This is a genomic window from Microbacterium sp. CR_7 (genome assembly GCF_041954755.1).
In the GTDB taxonomy this organism is placed as follows: domain Bacteria; phylum Actinomycetota; class Actinomycetes; order Actinomycetales; family Microbacteriaceae; genus Microbacterium.
On sequence record NZ_JAVAYF010000002.1, the window covers coordinates 1 to 15,935 of the forward strand.

The window sequence follows — 15,935 nt, forward strand, 5'->3', positions numbered from 1 at the left end:
GACCGTCAGCGGGTCTGGAAGGTGCGCTCGACCGATCCCGTGTACAGCTGCTGCGGACGGCCGATCTTGGTCTGCGGGTCGAGCTGCAGCTCCCGCCACTGGGCGAGCCAGCCGGGCAGGCGGCCGATCGCGAAGAGCACGGTGAACATGCGGGTCGGGAATCCCATGGCCTTGTAGATCACGCCGGTGTAGAAGTCGACGTTCGGGTAGAGACGACGCTCCTTGAAGTAGTCGTCGGCCAGCGCGATCTCCTCGAGCTCCTGCGCGAGGTCGAGCAGCGGGTCGGTCACGCCGAGTTCGGCGAGGACCTCACCGGCGGCCTCCTTCACGAGCTTGGCGCGCGGGTCGTAGTTCTTGTAGACCCGGTGGCCGAAGCCCATGAGCTTGACGCCCTCCTCCTTGTTCTTGACCCGCTCCACGAAGCGCGAGACGCTCTGACCGGAATCGCGGATCTGGCCGAGCATCGTGAGCACGGCTTCGTTCGCGCCGCCGTGGAGGGGGCCGGAGAGGGCCTGGATACCGGCGGAGATCGACGCGAACTGGTTGGCCCCCGTGGAGCCGACGAGGCGCACGGTCGAGGTCGAGGCGTTCTGCTCGTGGTCCTCGTGCAGGATGAGGAGGAGCTCGAGCGCCTTCGACATGACCGGGTTGATCTCGTACGGCTCGGAGTTGACGCCGAAGTTCAGCTTGAGGAAGTTCTCCACGAAGCCGAGCGAGTTGTCGGGGTAGAGGAACGCCTGACCGACGCTCTTCTTGTGCGCGTAGGCGGCGATCACCGGCAGCTTCGCGAGCATGCGCACCATGTTGAGCTCGACGTGCTCGGGGTTGTGCGGGTCGGTCTGGCCCTCGTAGTAGGTCGAGAGCGCGGCGACGGCAGACGACAGCACCGACATGGGGTGCGCCGTGTGCGGCAGCGCGGAGAAGAAGCGCTTGAGGTCTTCGTGCAGCAGCGTGTGGCGGCGGATCTTCTCGTCGAACTCGGCGAGCTCGGCCGCCGAGGGCAGCTCACCGTAGATGAGGAGCCAGGCCACCTCGAGGTAGCTCGTCTTCCCGGCGAGCTGCTCGATCGGATATCCGCGATACCGCAGGATGCCCTTGTCGCCGTCGATGAACGTGATCTCCGACTTCGTCGACGCCGTGTTCACGAATCCGTAGTCCAGGCCGGTGTAGCCGGTCTGCCTGGTCAGCGTCGAGAAGTCGATGCTGTCGTGTCCGGCCGTGCCGCGCACGACGGGGAACTCCGCCGTGGTCTCGCCGATCGTCAGCTTCGCCGTCGCCTGCTGGTCTGCCGCTGCGCTCACGCGGGGGCCTCCTCATGGGTCTTCATCAAGCCTGGTGTGGCGATGTCACGACGCTGTGCGTCGGGGTCGGGCCGAGATCGTCGATACGCGACCGAATCGCTCCTACAGCCTAGTAGGCGCATAGGCCTACTGTGACATCGCACAAAACAACGGGGGTGTCGGGGAGGACTTCTACAGCGCCGAGTCGCGCAGGCGCCGCGCCGCCTCGTGCACCCGCGCCGTGGGCGCGGTGAGTGCGAGCCGCACGTGCTGCCCCGAGGAGGCGCCGTAGAACGAGCCGGGACCGGCGAGGATGCCGAGGTCTGCCAGGCGCGTCATGCTCGCCCAGGCGTCCTCCCCCGCTGTCGCCCACAGGTACAGACCGGCCTCGGAGCCGTCGATGCGGAACCCCGCCGCCTCGAGGGCCGGGCGCAGGGCGTCGCGGCGCTCGCGGTAGAGCTCCTTCTGCGCTGCCACGTGCTCGTCGTCGCCGAGCGCGACGGCCATGGCGTGCTGCACGGGAGCCGGAGGCATCAGCCCCAGGTGCTTGCGAGCCGCCAGGAGGTCGCCCACGATGCGTGCGCAGCCAGCGAGGAACGCGGCTCGATAGCCGGCGAGGTTCGACTGCTTGCTCAACGAGTAGACGCTCAGGAGGTTCGCCCTGCTGCCCGCGGTGACCCGCGGGTCGAGGATCGACGGAATCGTCTCGGATGCCCAGGCGCCGTCCCAGCCGAGCTCCGCGTAGCACTCGTCGCTCGCGAGCACGGCGTCGAGCTCCCGTGCGCGGCGCACCGCTGCGGCGAGTTCATCGACGGTCCACGTACGACCGTCGGGGTTGCCCGGCGTGTTGATCCAGATGAGCTTGGCGCCCTCCGGCCATTCGGCGGGATCGTCGGCGGCGACCGGGGTCGCTCCGGCGACGCGCGCGCCCACCTCGTAGGTCGGATAGGCCACCCGCGGATGCACGACGATGTCACCCTCGCCGAGCCCCAGAAGCGTCGGGAGGAGCGCCACGAGCTCCTTCGAGCCGATGGTGGGGAGCACGTTGTCGACCGTGAGGTCGGGCACTCCCCTGCGGCGCGCGTACCAGTCGACGATCGCCTCGCGGAGGATCGGCGTGCCGACGGTCTGCGGGTAGCCGTGCGCATCGGTCGCGTCGGCGAGCGCCCGGCGGATCAGCTCGGGTGTCGGGTCGACCGGAGAGCCCACGGAGAGATCGACGAGACCGTCAGGATGCTGCGCCGCCCGCTCGCGGTATGGGACCACCGCGTCCCAGGGGAAGTCGGCGAGGTCGTGGACGCTCACGGGCTACTCGCCCTGCGGCGGCAGCGCGGCGATGATCGGGTGGTCGTGGGCGATGACGCCGACCTTGGCCGCCCCACCGGGCGAACCGACCTCGTCGAAGAACTCGACGTTGGCCTTGTAGTAGTCCTGCCACTCCTCGGGCAGGTCGTCCTCGTAGTAGATCGCCTCGACGGGGCAGACCGGCTCGCAGGCACCGCAGTCGACGCATTCGTCGGGGTGGATGTACAGCGACCGTTCGCCCTCGTAGATGCAGTCAACGGGGCACTCGTCGATGCAGGCGCGATCCTTGACATCGACGCACGGGAGGGCGATCACATACGTCACGCCACCAGTCTACGTGCCGAGACCCGTGCGATCTCCCCGCTCGGGCTCGATGCCGTCGGCTGGGCGCCGATCGATGCCGGGGACCTCGGTGATGGGGGCGGGAGATGCGCCCGCCTGAGCCGCTGCCGCAGACGCCTCCGTGCGCGACGGCACGCGCGCGATCCGCGGCCACGCGACGACGAGGAGTACGAGCCCGGCGACCAGGTAGATCCAGATCCTGCCGCTCAGGGACTCCTGCACGACGATCGATCCGCCGGGTCCGACGCCCGAGATCAGCACCAGCATGCCGAGCATGCCGAGGCCGGAGGCCAGGGCGGCTCCGCGGTCGTGGGTCAGGGCACGGATGGCGATGAGGATGGCGCCGCACGCGATCGTGCCGACGATGAGCCCGACGGGCACCGGCCCCCACGTCACGCTGTGGGCGATGGTGCCGGCCACGCCGAAGACGCCGCCGACGAGAGCCGCGGCGACCCAGGACAGCACCCGGGAGATCCATCCGATACGCACGGATCGATCCTACGCGCGCTCGACACCCGCCACGGTCGATGCCGACGCCGCCGCGACGACCGGCCTCACGCCGCGAGCCCCGTCAGTCTCAGCAGCGCGGCGACCGCCGCCGCGGCGACGACGACCACGAGGAACGACTGCCGCATCCACAGGAGTCCGCCGGCGACGAGGAGCGCCGGTACCCGCGCGTCCACGACGACGGCCTGCCCGGCACCGAGGGTCTGCACCGCCACGAGGGCCGCCAGCAGCGCCACCGTCAGCAGGTCGGAGATGCGCGCCGGACGCGGCGCCTCGAGCACCTTCGGCGGCACCAGGTACCCGACGGCCTTGAGCGCGAGACAGATCACGGCGGCGAGCAGGACCGCGCTCCAGACGCTCATCGCCCCTCCTCCGGCGCAGACGCCCCTCGCACATCATCGCGGCCCAGCCAGTCGAACCATCCGACGAGGATCGCGACCAGTGCTGCGACCAACACGGGGAGGCCGGGCATGAGGGCGGGCGTCAGAGCCGCGGCGACGACAGCCGCCGCCACACCGACCGCGATCGCCTGGCGCTGCTTCAGACGCGGCCACAGCAGGGCGAGGAAGGCGGCGGCGGCCGCGGCATCCAGCCCCCAGGCCTTCGGGTCGCCGAGCACGTCGCCGACGAGCGCGCCCACGAGGGTGGTGAGGTTCCACCCGAGGAAGATGCCGATGCCGGTGACCCAGAAGCCGACCTGTCGCAGACGAGGGTCGCTCTGCGAGACCGCGACGGCCGTGGACTCGTCGATCGTGAAGTGCGCAGCCGCTGCGCGGCGTGCGGATGTCGTGCCGACGAGGGGAGACATGCGCATGCCGTAGGCGATGTTGCGCACGCCGAGCAGCGCCGCGGAGGCGATCGCGGACGGCAGAGCGGCCACACCACCGGCGGCGAAGACCCCGACGAACGCGAACTGCGATCCCCCGGTGAACATGAGCAGGCTCAGCACGCAGGTCTGCCAGACGTCGAGACCCGAGGCGACCGCGAGGGCACCGAACGAGACGCCGTACGCGCTGGTCGCGATCACGACGCCGGCGGCCTCGCGCCAGACCTCGCGCTCGGCCGTCATTCGCCGACCGTTCGATCGAGTGAACACATGACCATCATTCTGAACACCCCAGAGAGGATAGTCAAGCGAACGATCGTTTGACATGATGAACGGATGGACGACCTCCGCACTCGCATCGCCCGCACCCTCCGTCGAGAGCGCGAGGCGGCAGGCATCTCGGTCTCGGAGCTCGCCCGTCGCGCCGGCATCTCCAAGGCGACGGTCTCGCAGCTGGAGGCGGGCGCCGGCAACCCCAGCGTCGAGACCCTGTGGGCACTCGGCGTCGCGCTCGGCGTGCCGTTCGCCGTCCTCGTCGATCAGCAGTCGAACGCCCCGACGCTCATCCGGGCGGACGAGCACGCCGGCGTCCCGTCGTCGGCATCCGCTTACAGCGCCACCCTGCTGTCCGCGAGCCCACCAGGGGCACGTCGCGACGTGTATATGATCCAGGCCGAGCCGGGCGACCCGCGTCGGTCGGATCCGCACCACGGCGGAACGACCGAGCACGTCATCCTGGTCTCGGGCCAGGCGCGCATCGGTCCGGTCGGCGACGCGGTGCTGCTGAATCCCGGCGACTACCTCTCGTATGCCGGAGACGTGCCGCATGTCTTCGAGGCCGTCGTACCGGGCACGAGCGCGGTGCTCATCTCGGAGCTGCGCTGATCATTCCCCTGCCGGCACGGGCGACGGGTCGGGGATCTCGTCGGGCTTGTAGCGCGGCAGACGTGACGCAGGCAGGATCGCGATCGCGCTGACGCCGGCGAGGAGCAGGAGCCCCAGCCGGAGCGTCCCCAGCCGCGCCTGCTCGTTCACGGCCACCGCGGCGTCGACCTGAGCCGGGGTCGCATCGGTTCCCTCGAGCACCGCTCGCAGATCGTCGTTGCTGATGAAGTTCACGTCGTCGAGGTCGACCTGCGCGACGAGCTCGGGCGGCAGTTCCGGATGCTCGACCACAGCACGCCCGACGCTCAGACCGAGCAGCGACACAAGCAGCGCACCGGCGAGCGCCGTGCCCACCGCCGAGGCCAGGTTCTGCGTCGTGCCGCGCAGGGAGCCGACATCGCCGGCGAGCTCCGACGGCGCGGCCGTGACGAGCACGTTGAACACGAGCGTGACGAGCGCACCCTGCCCGATGCCGAAGACGATGAGTCCGAGGATCGTCGCGAGGGTCTCCCAGTTGTTGTTCACGACGATCGACAACCACACCAGCGCCACCGTGGTGAGCACGAAGCCGAACATCCCGATGATCCGGGGCGGATAGCGGCGGTAGAAGCGCACCACGAGAGTGGCCGTGATGAAGACGGTGAGGTTGAACGGCATCATCGCGAGCGAGGTGTCGAACGGAGTGCGGCCCTGCACGATCTGGATGTACAGCGGAATGGTGAAGTTCACGCAGGCTTCCAGAGCGACGACGATGAACATCGCGTACACGGCGGCCCGCTCGCGCGACGACTGGAGCACGCGCAGGTCGATCAGTGGAACCCCGCCGCGGGCGATGCGCCGGCGGGTCCACACGAAGAACCCCTGCCCCAGCACGATCCCCGCCACGACGAAGACGGGGGCGGGCGAGAGCCCGAGGATGCTGAACGGCGCCGCGTCCGTCGCCGCCAGCGCACCCCAGCCGTTGAGGTTGTTGAAGCCGAGGGTGAGCAGCACGATCGCGGTGCCGATGAGGAGCGACGCCACGAGGTCGATGCGGATGGAGGAATCACCGCGGTCGCCGCGCAGGGTGAAGCTCAGTGCGAAGACGATCACCGCGATGGCGAGCACGATCACGAACAGGGGGCGCCACCCGACGAGGGTTCCGAGCGTGCCGCCGATGAGGAATGCGGTGACGCCGGAGATCGCCCGCGCCGACCCGATCGCTCCGATGGCCGTGGCCTGCTGACCGCCGCGGTAGTTCTCGGCGATCAGCGCGACGATCGAGGGGACGATGATCGCGGCTGCGGCACCGGCGACCGCCTGCCCGGCGATCGCCCACCCGACGCTCGGCGACACGATCATGAGCACGGCGGAGCCGGCGAACAGGACGATGACGATCCGGAAGATGAGCACCCAGCCGACCCGCTGGCCGAGCTTGGCGCCGGTCATCACGAGCGCGGCCACCGCCAGGCCGTACATCACGATGGTCGTGCTCGCTACGGTGGGCGGCACGCCGAACTCGGCGACGATGCCCCCGAGCGAGATCGGCAGCGCGGCGACGTTGAACGACATGAGCACCTGCGCGAGGAAGAGGCTGACGAGAGGCAGCCAGGAGGTCCGGGTCTCGGGCGATGCGGTGGAGGTCATGGCGTCTCCTTTGTGGTGGGTGACCAGGCGTCGGCGATGGTCTTCATCCCCGCGCGAGCTCGTCGGCCGAGTGGTCGCGTGCGGGCGCCGAGGCGAAGAGGTCGAGCCCGAGCGATCGGGAGAGATGGGCGATCGCTCGCTGCGATCGGATCGAGTTGCCCGCGCGGTCGAGCAACGGCGAGAAGCCCGCCACGGCGCACTTGCCGGGCGAAACGGCGACGATCCCTCCGGCGACCCCCGACTTCGCGGGCAGGCCGATCTCGAACAGCCACTCCCCCGACCGCTCGTAGAGGCCGGTCGCGGCGACCACGGCGAGCGTGTCCCGGCAGACGTCCGCGGAGACGACGCGATCCCCCGTGACCGGGTTCACCCCGCCGTCCGCGAGCGTCGCCCCCATGACGGCGAGGTCGTGGGCGGTGACCAGGAGCGCGCACTGTCGCGTGTACACGTCGACCGCCTCGTCGGGGTCGCCGTCCAGCCTGCCGTAGCTGCGCAGCAGACGCCCCAGTGCGCGGTTGCGGTCGTTGGTCTCGGCCTCCGAGGCGTAGACCCGCCCGTCGAGTCGGAGCTGCCGCCCCGCGAACGCCGACAGCCCCTCCCTGAGGAGCTCCCAGCGCTCGACCGACGTCTCGCCGGGCAGCAGCGCCGTGGTCGCGATCGCACCTGCGTTCACCATGGGGTTCATCGGATGGCCGTCGTTGAGCTCGAGCGCCATCACCGAGTTGAACGCGAGTCCTGTGTTGTTCACCCCGACGATCTCGCGCACCTTCTCGTGGTCGTGCTCCTGGATCGCGAGCGCGTAGACGAACATCTTCGAGATGGACTGGATCGAGAACGGATGCTGCGCGTCACCGGCATCATGCAGGCCGCCGTCCACCTCGACCAGAGCGAGTCCGAACAACGACGGATCCGCGTGCGCGAGCTCGGGGATGTAGTCGGCGACCGTGCCGTCGTCGATGCCGATGCTCTCGGCGTGCGCCTCGCGGACGAGGTCCTCGACGCTCGCCCATCCGGGCAGCGAGCCCGTCGAGACGCGAGCGGGGATGTCGTGCCGTGCCGCGGACTCCACGCGCCCTCCTCGGATCGGTGACGCCCCAGCCGCCTTCGCTCACGCTAGCGCGACGACGGCCCCCTGCCTAGAGGCAGAGGGCCGTCGGGTGAGCGCAGGGCTGGCTCAGTACCAGTTGGTGGCCTGCGAATGACCCCAGGCGCTGCACGGGGTGCCGTACACCGAATCGATGTAGCCGAGTCCCCAGGCGATCTGTGTCGCGGCGTTGTCCCGCCAGTCGGAGCCTGCGGAGGCCATCTTGCTGCCGGGAAGAGCCTGCGGGATGCCCGTGGCGCCACCGGAGGAGTTGTAGGCCTTGTAGTTCCAGCCGGACTCCTTGGTCCACAGCGAGTTCAGGCACGAGAACTGGTCGTCACCCCAGCCGTACTGACTCGCCATCATCTGCCGCGCCGTGGCCTTCGCGCCTTCGGGGGTGTTCGCCTGCGCCAGCGCCGCTGCGGCCGCTGCCGCCTGCTCCTGCTCGACCTTGCGCTGCTGGGCGGCCGCGTAATCGTTCTGCAGGGTGGCTGTCTCGGCCGTCACGGCCTCGGTCTCGGAGGCGACGTAGGCCTCGAGGCTCGTGACCTCACGCGACGACAGCCCGTCGCGGTCGCCGAGCCTGTCGATCCAGGTGGTCAGGTCCGAGGTGTCGACCGCAGCGGGTGCACCGGCGAGATCGAGGCCGGAGGCGGCGACCTCGGCGGTGACAGCGTCCGCGGCGGCCGCCGCGTCCTGAGCGAGCGACATGTGGATCGCGGCGTCGTCGGCCTTCTTGGTGAGCGGCGCCACGCCGCCGGTCACGAACGAGGTGACGTCGGCGACGGCGTCGGGCGTCTCGGCGCCCGCCGCCGGCGCCGACACGATGCCGACGGTGAGGGCGGCGCCGATGACGCCCCCTGCGATGGTTCCGAAGATCCACTTCGGGCGACGGGCGGTTACCGCGTTGCGGGCCTCCGCCACGGACGAGGCGCGCCGAAGCGCACGGGTGTTCTGCAGCATGGGTTTCGACTTTCGGGTCGTCGTACGCCCCTTGGAGGAGCCCTCATCGGGAGTCGGCTCCGGGCGCAAGGTAACGATTCTGCAACATCGCACCTGAGCGCTTCATGAGAGAGGGCCCTGCCCCGTCGTCGGACGGTGCAGGGCCCTCTCAAGCGACCCGGTCAGGCGTTGGCGTCCTGACGCTTCAGACGGGCGGTCTCGCGGGCGCGGGTCGTCGCGTCCAGGTTGACCTTGCGGATGCGCACGGCCTCGGGCGTGACCTCGACGCATTCGTCGTCGCGGGCGAACTCCAGGCTCTCCTCGAGCGTGAGCACGCGAGGCGGCGTCATCGACTCGAAGTTGTCGGCCGTGGCCGACCGCATGTTCGTGAGCTTCTTCTCTTTGGTGATGTTCACGTCCATGTCGTCGGCGCGCGAGTTCTCGCCGATGACCATGCCCTCGTAGACCTCCGCCGTGGGCTGCACGAAGAACGACATGCGCTCCTGCAGGGCGATGATCGCGAACGGAGTGACGACACCCGCGCGGTCGGCGACGATGGAGCCGTTCTGACGGGTCGTGATCTGACCGGCCCACGGCTCGTAGCCGTGCGAGATGGCGTTCGCGATGCCGGTGCCGCGCGTGGTGGTGAGGAACTCGCTCCGAAAGCCGATGAGACCGCGCGACGGAACGATGAACTCCATGCGCACCCAGCCCGTGCCGTGGTTCGTCATGTTCTCCATGCGTCCCTTGCGGTTCGCCAGGAGCTGCGTGATCGCGCCGAGGTGCTCCTCCGGCGTGTCGATCGTCAGGTGCTCGAACGGCTCGTACGTCTTGCCGTCGATCTTCTTCGTGACCACCTGCGGCTTGCCGACCGTGAGCTCGAAGCCCTCACGGCGCATGTTCTCGACGAGGATGGCCAGCGCGAGCTCTCCGCGGCCCTGGACCTCCCACGCGTCAGGACGGCCGATGTCGACCACCTTGAGCGAGACATTGCCGATGAGCTCGCGGTCGAGACGGTCCTTCACCATGCGCGCGGTGAGCTTGTGCCCCTTGACCTTGCCCATGAGCGGCGACGTGTTGGTGCCGATCGTCATGGAGATGGCGGGGTCGTCGACCGTGATGGCGGGGAGCGGACGCACGTCCTCGGGGTCGGCGATGGTCTCGCCGATGGTGATGTTCTCGAAGCCGGCGATCGCGACGATGTCACCGGGGCCGGCGGACTCGGCCGGGTACCGCTCGAGCGCACGGGTCTTGAGGAGCTCCGTGACGCGAGCGTTGCTCGTGGTGCCGTCCGAGCGCACCCAGGCGACCGTCTGACCCTTCTTGAGCGTGCCGTTGAAGATGCGCAGGAGCGCGAGGCGACCCAGGAACGGGCTCGAGTCGAGGTTGGTGACCCAGGCCTGCAGAGGCGCCTCGTCGTCGTACGACGGAGCCGGGACGTGCTCGAGGATCGCACCGAAGAGCGGCTCGAGGTCGTCGTTGTCGGGCAGCGAGCCGTCGGCGGGGCGGTTCAGCGACGCGGCGCCCGCGCGACCGGAGGCGTAGACCACGGGCACGTCGAGCAGCGCGTCGACGTCGAGGTCGGGCACGTCGTCGACGAGGTCGGAGGCGAGGCCGAGCAGCAGATCGTGCGCCTCCTCCTCGACCTCCGCGATGCGGGCGTCGGGGCGGTCGGTCTTGTTGACCAGGAGAATGACGGGCAGCTTCGCCTCGAGCGCCTTGCGCAGCACGAAGCGGGTCTGCGGCAGCGGACCCTCGCTCGCGTCGACGAGCAGCACGACGCCGTCGACCATCGAGAGACCGCGCTCGACCTCGCCGCCGAAGTCGGCGTGGCCGGGGGTGTCGATCACGTTGATCGTGATCTCCTGGCCGTCGGCGTGGGCGCCCTTGTAGGTGATCGCCGTGTTCTTGGCGAGGATCGTGATGCCCTTCTCGCGCTCCAGGTCGTTGGAGTCCATGGCGCGCTCGTCGACGTGGGCGTGTTCACCGAACGAGCCCGTCTGGCGGAGCATCGCGTCGACGAGGGTGGTCTTCCCGTGGTCGACGTGCGCGACGATTGCGACGTTGCGGAGGTCAGAGCGGAGGGCGTGCGCCATGCAGGAGTCCTAAAGAGTGTGGGTTTTCGCCGGGAAGCCGACATTCCAGGTTACCGTATGCGCACGGCTCGTTCTTGAGCGGGATGAGTACGATCAGCACGTGACCGCCGCCGACCTCTCCCCCGCCCCGTCGCGCTCCCGACTGTGGTGGGAGGTCGCGATCGTGCTGGCCCTGGGACTCGGCCAGTCAGCGGTGTACGCGATCGTGCAGCTCGCCTACCGTCTGAGCGATTCGACGCCGCTCGCCGATCAGACCGCGACGTTGAATCCCTCTCGCAGCGACCGCGAGGTGTTCGACCTCATCTACCAGGTGCTGTCGATCGGATTCTCGATCGTTCCCGTGCTCCTCGTCTGCTTCCTGCTCTGGCAGTCGCGCACGCCTCACCTGGGCGCACTCGGACTGGACGGGCGGAAGGTCGGATCGGATGCCGGGCGCGGCATCCTCCTGGTCCTGGCGATCGGCATCCCCGGCCTGGCGCTCTACCTCGTCGGGCGAGCGCTCGGCCTGTTCGTGGCGGTGAACCCGGCAGGACTCGACGCGCACTGGTGGACCGTGCCGGTGCTGCTCCTGGCCGCGGCTCGCGCCTCCATCCAGGAGGAGTTCGTGGTGCTCGGGTACCTGTTCGCCCGGCTGAGGCAGCTGGGTTGGGGGCCGTGGCCGATCGTCCTCGCGACGTCGGTCTTGCGAGCGAGCTACCACCTCTACCAGGGCCCCGGTGCCTTCATCGGGAATCTCGCGATGGGGCTGCTGTTCGGCTGGCTGTTCCAGCGCTCCGGACGGCTGCTGCCGTTCCTCGTCGCGCACTTCCTCATCGACGCGACCGTGTTCGTCGGCTACCCCTGGGCGGCGGCCACGTGGCCGGAGCTGTTCGGGCTTCCTGGCTGATGACCCGTGCCGTCGCCGCTGTCAGTTCGCGGTGATCACGATCGAGACGATCGCCCACGCCACGACGAGTCCGAGTGCGAGGAGCGCGCGCCCATCCCACTCGCGGCGGATCGGCGCATCCGTCGCGCCGGACGCGGCCTGCCAGCGATCGCGGATCTCTGTGAGATCGCGCAGCCCCGCCGGGGCTTTTGTCTCCGCGTCGTGGTCGGACGGACGCCGCGTCGGCCGCGCTCTGGCCGGCCCGCCGTAGCAGGTGACATCGGCGCCGTCTTCGAGCGAGAACACGAGCTGCCAGCGCAGGTCGATGTCGCGGACGCGATTCCAGCCGAATGAGGTGCGACGGAGCATGTTCTGCACCACCGCCCCGCTCTCGTCCACGCGCACTGCGGAGACGAAGGCCACTTCGTAGACGACCCAGATGGCCAGCAGCACCCAGGGAGCGAGCAGAAGCATCTGACCCCATCCCGCGCGGAAGACGGCGTCGCCCAGCAGGAAGAGTGCGAGCAGCGAGCACAGCACGAACGTCACCGGCCCGGAGGCCGCGCGGAACGTCCGCGCGGCCCCCGGCCGAGAGTCTGCCGACACGCTCAGTGACCGCCGAGGGTGATCGACGCACCCGGGATCGCCTGCAGCAGCCGATCCGTGTACTCCTGCTGGGGGTTGGCGAAGATCTCGTCGACAGTGCCCTGTTCGACGACCTTGCCCTTCTCCATCACGCACACCAGGTCGCTCGACACACGAACGACCGCGAGGTCGTGCGTGATGAACAGATACGTCAGCCCCAGCTCCGACTGCAGGTCGGCGAGGAGCTTGAGGATCTGGTCCTGCACGAGCACGTCGAGCGCCGAGACGGCCTCGTCGAGCACGACGATGTCGGGCTTGAGCGCGAGCGCGCGGGCGATCGCCACGCGCTGACGCTGACCGCCCGAGAGCTCGTTCGGGTAGCGCGTCGCGAGGGCACGCGGCAGCGCGACCTGGTCCAGCAGCTCCTCCACGCGCTCACGGTGCGACGCACGATCCCCGACCCCGTGGATCTGCAGCGGCTCGGCGATCGTGTTGCCGATGTTGCGCAGCGGGTCCAGTGAGCCGTACGGGTCCTGGAAGACCGGCTGCATCCGCCGACGCAGGCCGAACGCCTGCGCGTTGGAGAGGTTCGAGACGTCCTGACCGTCGATCTCGATCGTGCCGGCGGTCGGGTCCTCGAGCTTGAGGACCATCTTCGCCACTGTCGACTTACCCGAGCCCGACTCCCCGACGAGCGCGAGCGTCTTGCCACGGGGGATCTCGAACGACACGTCGTCCACTGCGCGGAAGGCCTCACTGCGGAAGCCGCCCTGGCGGATCTTGTAGTCCTTCGTGAGTCCGGCGACTCGGACCGTGGGCGGGATGTCGGCCAGGTCGTCGATGGTCTCGATGCCCCGGTCCTCCACGACCGCCTGGATGCGCTGCGACGCCACGCTCGGCGCCGCCGCGACCAGTCGCTTCGTGTAGGGATGCTGAGGATCCTCGAGGATCTGACGGCTCGGCCCCGCCTCGACGATGTTGCCGCCGTTCATCACGATGATCTTCTCGGCGCGCTCGGCCGCGAGGCCGAGGTCGTGCGTGATCAGCAGCACCGAGGTACCGCGATCGCGCGTCAACGACGCCATGTGGTCGAGGATCACACGCTGCACCGTCACGTCGAGTGCCGAGGTCGGCTCGTCGGCGATCAGGAGCTTCGGGTCGGCCGCGAGGCCGATGCCGATCAGGGCCCGCTGGCGCATGCCGCCGGAGAACTGATGCGGGAACTGGTGCAGACGGCGCTCCGCGTCCGCCAGCCCCGCCTGCTTCAGCACCTCGATCGTGCGTGCATTGACGGCGTCCCGGCCCTGGGCGAGGCCGTTCGCGCGGATCGCCTCCTTGACCTGGAAGCCGATGCTCCACACCGGGTTCAGGTTCGACATGGGATCCTGCGGCACGAAGCCGATGTCCCGGCCGCGCACCGCCTCGATCTCTCGGCGGTTGAGCGTGGTGAGCTCCCGCCCCTCGAGGGTGACGGACCCGCCGGTGACCTGACCCGTCCCGGGGAGCAGGTTCACGATGGCCGTGGCCGTCGTGGACTTGCCCGATCCGGACTCGCCCACGATCGCGACGGTCTCTCCAGGGAAGATGTCGAAGCTGGCCCCGTGCAGGACCTCTCGCATGCCCTCCTGCGTGCGGAACGCGACCGTGAGGTCGCGCACGCTCAGCAGCGGCACCTGTGCGGCAGTGCGATCGCTCATCGGCGTGCCCTCGCCTTCGGGTCGAGGGCGTCTCGGATGAGCTCGCCCAGGGTCACGAACGCGAGCACCGCGAGGGTCAGCGCGATCGACGGATAGATGAGCGCCATGGGGGCGACCCGCAGCGCGGCCTGAGCCTGCCCGATGTCGTTGCCCCAGGACATGACGCTGCTGCCGAGTCCGACGCCGAGGAACGACAGGGTCGCCTCGGCGACGATCGCCGCAGCGAAGCCGAGCGTCGACACCACGAGCAGCGGTGCGATCGCGTTCGGGATCACGTGACGCAGCAGCGTTCCGAACTTCGACTGTCCGAGCGAGCGCGACGCCATCACGAAGTCCGCCTGGCGGACCCGCAGGATCTCGGCTCGCACCACACGGGCGGTCGAGGCCCACGCGAACCCGCCGATGGCGAGAGCCAGCGTCCAGACCGATCGCGCGTCCGAGAAAACGGTCATGACGACCACGGCGGCGAGGATGTACGGGATGGCGAAGAAGATGTCGCCGATGCGCGAGAGCAGCGCGTCGAGCCAGCCGCCGTAGAAGCCGGCCAGCGCGCCCATCAGCAGACCCAGGAACGACGAGATGATCGTCGCGATCAGACCGACCGAGAGGGATGTCTGAGACCCCCACACGATGCGCGAGTAGATGTCGCAGCCCTGGAAGGTGTAGCCGAGCGGGTGTCCGGCCGCGGGACCCTCGTTGCTGTACATGAGGTCGCAGCTGCGCGGGTCGACGTTCGTGAAGAGCGACGGCCACGCGGCGACGAGGATGAACAGACCGGCGAGCACGACCGAGAACCAGAACAGCGGACGACGACGCAGGTCACGCCAGGCGTCGCGCCACAGGTTGCTGGGCTTCTCGGAGATGCGGACGGCGTCGACGGCGATGGACTCCGTCTCGACCGGAGCGACGTAGTGCTTCTGGGTCGTGGGGTCAGACATAGCGGATCCTCGGGTCGAGCAGACCGTAGAGCAGGTCGATGAGCAGGTTGACGAGGACGTACAGGATCACGAACACCGTCACGAAGGAGACAACGGTCGGCCCTTCACCGCGCTGCACGGCCTGGAACAGCGTGTTCCCGACTCCCGGCACGTTGAAGATGCCCTCCGTGACGGTCGCGCCGACGAGCAGGACGCCGAAGTTCGTCGCGGAGTTCGTGATCACCGGGATCAGCGAGTTGCGCAGCACGTGCACCGGGATGACCCGGCTGCGCGACAGGCCCTTGCTGTACGCCGTGCGCACCCAGTCCTGGTTGAGGGTGTCGATGACCGAGCTGCGCATGAGGCGCATGCTCACCGCGAAGAGGCTGAATCCGAGCACGATCGCGGGCAACCAGAGTCCGCCCCAGTCGTTGTCGGCGCCGACCGTGGGTTTGAACCAGCCCCATTGGATCGCGAGGAAGTACTGGGCGAGGAAGCACATCACGAAGATCGGGATGGCGATCGCGACCAGTGCCACGACGAGTGCGGTGTTGTCGAAGATCTTGCCCTTGCGGAGGCCCGAGATGGTGCCGATGATGATCGCGAGCGTGAACTCGATGCCGATCGCCATGAGAGCGAGACGGCCCGTCACGGGGAGGGTCTCGGCGAGCACAGTGGAGACGGGGCGTCCGGAGAACGTGTCGCCCAGGTCTCCCTGGAGCACGCCGGTGATGTAGTACCAGTACTGGACGATGAAGGGGTCGTTCAGGTGATACTGCTCGCGCAGCGACTCGACGAGTGCCGGGTTCGGGGTCCGGTCGCCGAAGAGCGCGAGGATCGGGTCGCCGGGCATGGCGAACACCAGGAAGTAGATGAGCAGGGTGGCCCCGAAGAACACGGGGATCACCTGCAGAAGACGTCTGAGGATGTAGCTGAGCATCCGCTGTCCCTTTCTAGGAACGCGAGCAGGGTAACCAC

General features: G+C 69.0%; 16 protein-coding genes. 2 read left to right on the forward strand and 14 right to left on the reverse strand.

Going from position 1 to position 15,935, the window contains the following annotated elements:
- Positions 1 to 5: 5 nt before the first annotated feature.
- From RAC81_RS03250 to RAC81_RS03275, 6 genes are all read right to left on the reverse strand, one after another.
- Positions 6 to 1,301 carry a citrate synthase gene (locus RAC81_RS03250; RefSeq protein WP_251585836.1) on the reverse strand — a complete coding sequence of 432 codons (1,296 nt, stop codon included), beginning with the start codon at positions 1,299 to 1,301 and terminating at the stop codon, positions 6 to 8.
- A 171-nt stretch (positions 1,302 to 1,472) separates the two neighbouring features.
- The gene (dapC, locus tag RAC81_RS03255) at positions 1,473 to 2,585 is read right to left on the reverse strand and encodes a succinyldiaminopimelate transaminase (RefSeq protein ID WP_375080999.1); all 1,113 of its coding nucleotides are present in this window, start codon (positions 2,583 to 2,585) and stop codon (positions 1,473 to 1,475) included.
- Between the two features lie 3 nt (positions 2,586 to 2,588).
- Positions 2,589 to 2,909, reverse strand: a complete 321-nt coding sequence (gene fdxA / locus RAC81_RS03260; RefSeq protein ID WP_050721431.1) for a ferredoxin — start codon at positions 2,907 to 2,909, stop codon at positions 2,589 to 2,591.
- A gap of 9 nt (positions 2,910 to 2,918) precedes the next feature.
- Complete coding sequence (locus RAC81_RS03265; RefSeq protein WP_375081000.1) at positions 2,919 to 3,416, reverse strand: histidinol dehydrogenase; 498 nt, start codon at positions 3,414 to 3,416, stop codon at positions 2,919 to 2,921.
- A 65-nt stretch (positions 3,417 to 3,481) separates the two neighbouring features.
- Positions 3,482 to 3,796 (reverse strand): AzlD domain-containing protein, encoded by a 315-nt coding sequence (locus tag RAC81_RS03270; protein ID WP_375081001.1) that lies wholly within the window; start codon positions 3,794 to 3,796, stop codon positions 3,482 to 3,484.
- Positions 3,793 to 4,503, reverse strand: a complete 711-nt coding sequence (locus RAC81_RS03275) for an AzlC family ABC transporter permease (RefSeq protein ID WP_375081002.1) — start codon at positions 4,501 to 4,503, stop codon at positions 3,793 to 3,795. Before RAC81_RS03275 ends, RAC81_RS03270 begins: the two co-directional genes overlap by 4 nt.
- Positions 4,504 to 4,596: 93 nt before the next feature.
- Between RAC81_RS03275 and RAC81_RS03280 the strand changes: the two genes are divergently transcribed.
- Positions 4,597 to 5,145 (forward strand): helix-turn-helix domain-containing protein, encoded by a 549-nt coding sequence (locus RAC81_RS03280; protein WP_375081003.1) that lies wholly within the window; start codon positions 4,597 to 4,599, stop codon positions 5,143 to 5,145.
- On the opposite strand, the gene RAC81_RS03285 is transcribed toward RAC81_RS03280, so the two are convergent.
- The 4 genes from RAC81_RS03285 to typA form a co-directional block, all read right to left on the reverse strand.
- Positions 5,146 to 6,771 (reverse strand): MFS transporter, encoded by a 1,626-nt coding sequence (locus RAC81_RS03285; RefSeq protein WP_375081004.1) that lies wholly within the window; start codon positions 6,769 to 6,771, stop codon positions 5,146 to 5,148. It abuts the gene before it with no gap.
- Positions 6,772 to 6,814: 43 nt separating this feature from the next.
- Complete coding sequence (gene glsA, locus RAC81_RS03290) at positions 6,815 to 7,840, reverse strand: glutaminase A (protein WP_375081005.1); 1,026 nt, start codon at positions 7,838 to 7,840, stop codon at positions 6,815 to 6,817.
- A gap of 105 nt (positions 7,841 to 7,945) precedes the next feature.
- Complete coding sequence (locus tag RAC81_RS03295; protein ID WP_375081006.1) at positions 7,946 to 8,818, reverse strand: phospholipase; 873 nt, start codon at positions 8,816 to 8,818, stop codon at positions 7,946 to 7,948.
- A gap of 161 nt (positions 8,819 to 8,979) precedes the next feature.
- Positions 8,980 to 10,893, reverse strand: coding sequence for a translational GTPase TypA (gene typA, locus RAC81_RS03300; protein WP_096714842.1), 1,914 nt, complete (start codon positions 10,891 to 10,893; stop codon positions 8,980 to 8,982).
- 100 nt (positions 10,894 to 10,993) lie between these two features.
- Between typA and RAC81_RS03305 the strand changes: the two genes are divergently transcribed.
- The gene (locus tag RAC81_RS03305) at positions 10,994 to 11,779 is read left to right on the forward strand and encodes a CPBP family intramembrane glutamic endopeptidase (protein ID WP_375081007.1); all 786 of its coding nucleotides are present in this window, start codon (positions 10,994 to 10,996) and stop codon (positions 11,777 to 11,779) included.
- Positions 11,780 to 11,800: 21 nt separating this feature from the next.
- On the opposite strand, the gene RAC81_RS03310 is transcribed toward RAC81_RS03305, so the two are convergent.
- The 4 genes from RAC81_RS03310 to RAC81_RS03325 are packed head-to-tail and all read right to left on the reverse strand — an operon-like array spanning position 11,801 to position 15,897.
- A complete protein-coding gene (locus RAC81_RS03310; RefSeq protein WP_375081008.1) occupies positions 11,801 to 12,364 on the reverse strand; it encodes a PH domain-containing protein in 564 nt (187 codons plus the stop codon).
- 2 nt (positions 12,365 to 12,366) lie between these two features.
- A complete protein-coding gene (locus RAC81_RS03315) occupies positions 12,367 to 14,040 on the reverse strand; it encodes a dipeptide ABC transporter ATP-binding protein (RefSeq protein ID WP_375081009.1) in 1,674 nt (557 codons plus the stop codon).
- Positions 14,037 to 14,978, reverse strand: a complete 942-nt coding sequence (locus RAC81_RS03320; RefSeq protein WP_375081010.1) for an ABC transporter permease — start codon at positions 14,976 to 14,978, stop codon at positions 14,037 to 14,039. The genes RAC81_RS03315 and RAC81_RS03320 overlap by 4 nt, the downstream gene beginning before the upstream one ends.
- Complete coding sequence (locus RAC81_RS03325; RefSeq protein ID WP_375081011.1) at positions 14,971 to 15,897, reverse strand: ABC transporter permease; 927 nt, start codon at positions 15,895 to 15,897, stop codon at positions 14,971 to 14,973. The genes RAC81_RS03320 and RAC81_RS03325 overlap by 8 nt, the downstream gene beginning before the upstream one ends.
- Positions 15,898 to 15,935: the final 38 nt, after the last annotated feature.

Coding starts and splice junctions, on each gene's coding strand:
- RAC81_RS03275 (WP_375081002.1), bottom strand. CDS start 4,503: ATGACGGCCGAGCGCGAGGTCTGGCGCGAGGCCGCCGGCGTCGTGATC.
- RAC81_RS03270 (WP_375081001.1), bottom strand. CDS start 3,796: ATGAGCGTCTGGAGCGCGGTCCTGCTCGCCGCCGTGATCTGTCTCGCG.
- RAC81_RS03320 (WP_375081010.1), bottom strand. CDS start 14,978: ATGTCTGACCCCACGACCCAGAAGCACTACGTCGCTCCGGTCGAGACG.
- RAC81_RS03315 (WP_375081009.1), bottom strand. CDS start 14,040: ATGAGCGATCGCACTGCCGCACAGGTGCCGCTGCTGAGCGTGCGCGAC.
- RAC81_RS03295 (WP_375081006.1), bottom strand. CDS start 8,818: ATGCTGCAGAACACCCGTGCGCTTCGGCGCGCCTCGTCCGTGGCGGAG.
- RAC81_RS03280 (WP_375081003.1), top strand. CDS start 4,597: ATGGACGACCTCCGCACTCGCATCGCCCGCACCCTCCGTCGAGAGCGC.
- RAC81_RS03325 (WP_375081011.1), bottom strand. CDS start 15,897: ATGCTCAGCTACATCCTCAGACGTCTTCTGCAGGTGATCCCCGTGTTC.
- typA (WP_096714842.1), bottom strand. CDS start 10,893: ATGGCGCACGCCCTCCGCTCTGACCTCCGCAACGTCGCAATCGTCGCG.
- RAC81_RS03285 (WP_375081004.1), bottom strand. CDS start 6,771: ATGACCTCCACCGCATCGCCCGAGACCCGGACCTCCTGGCTGCCTCTC.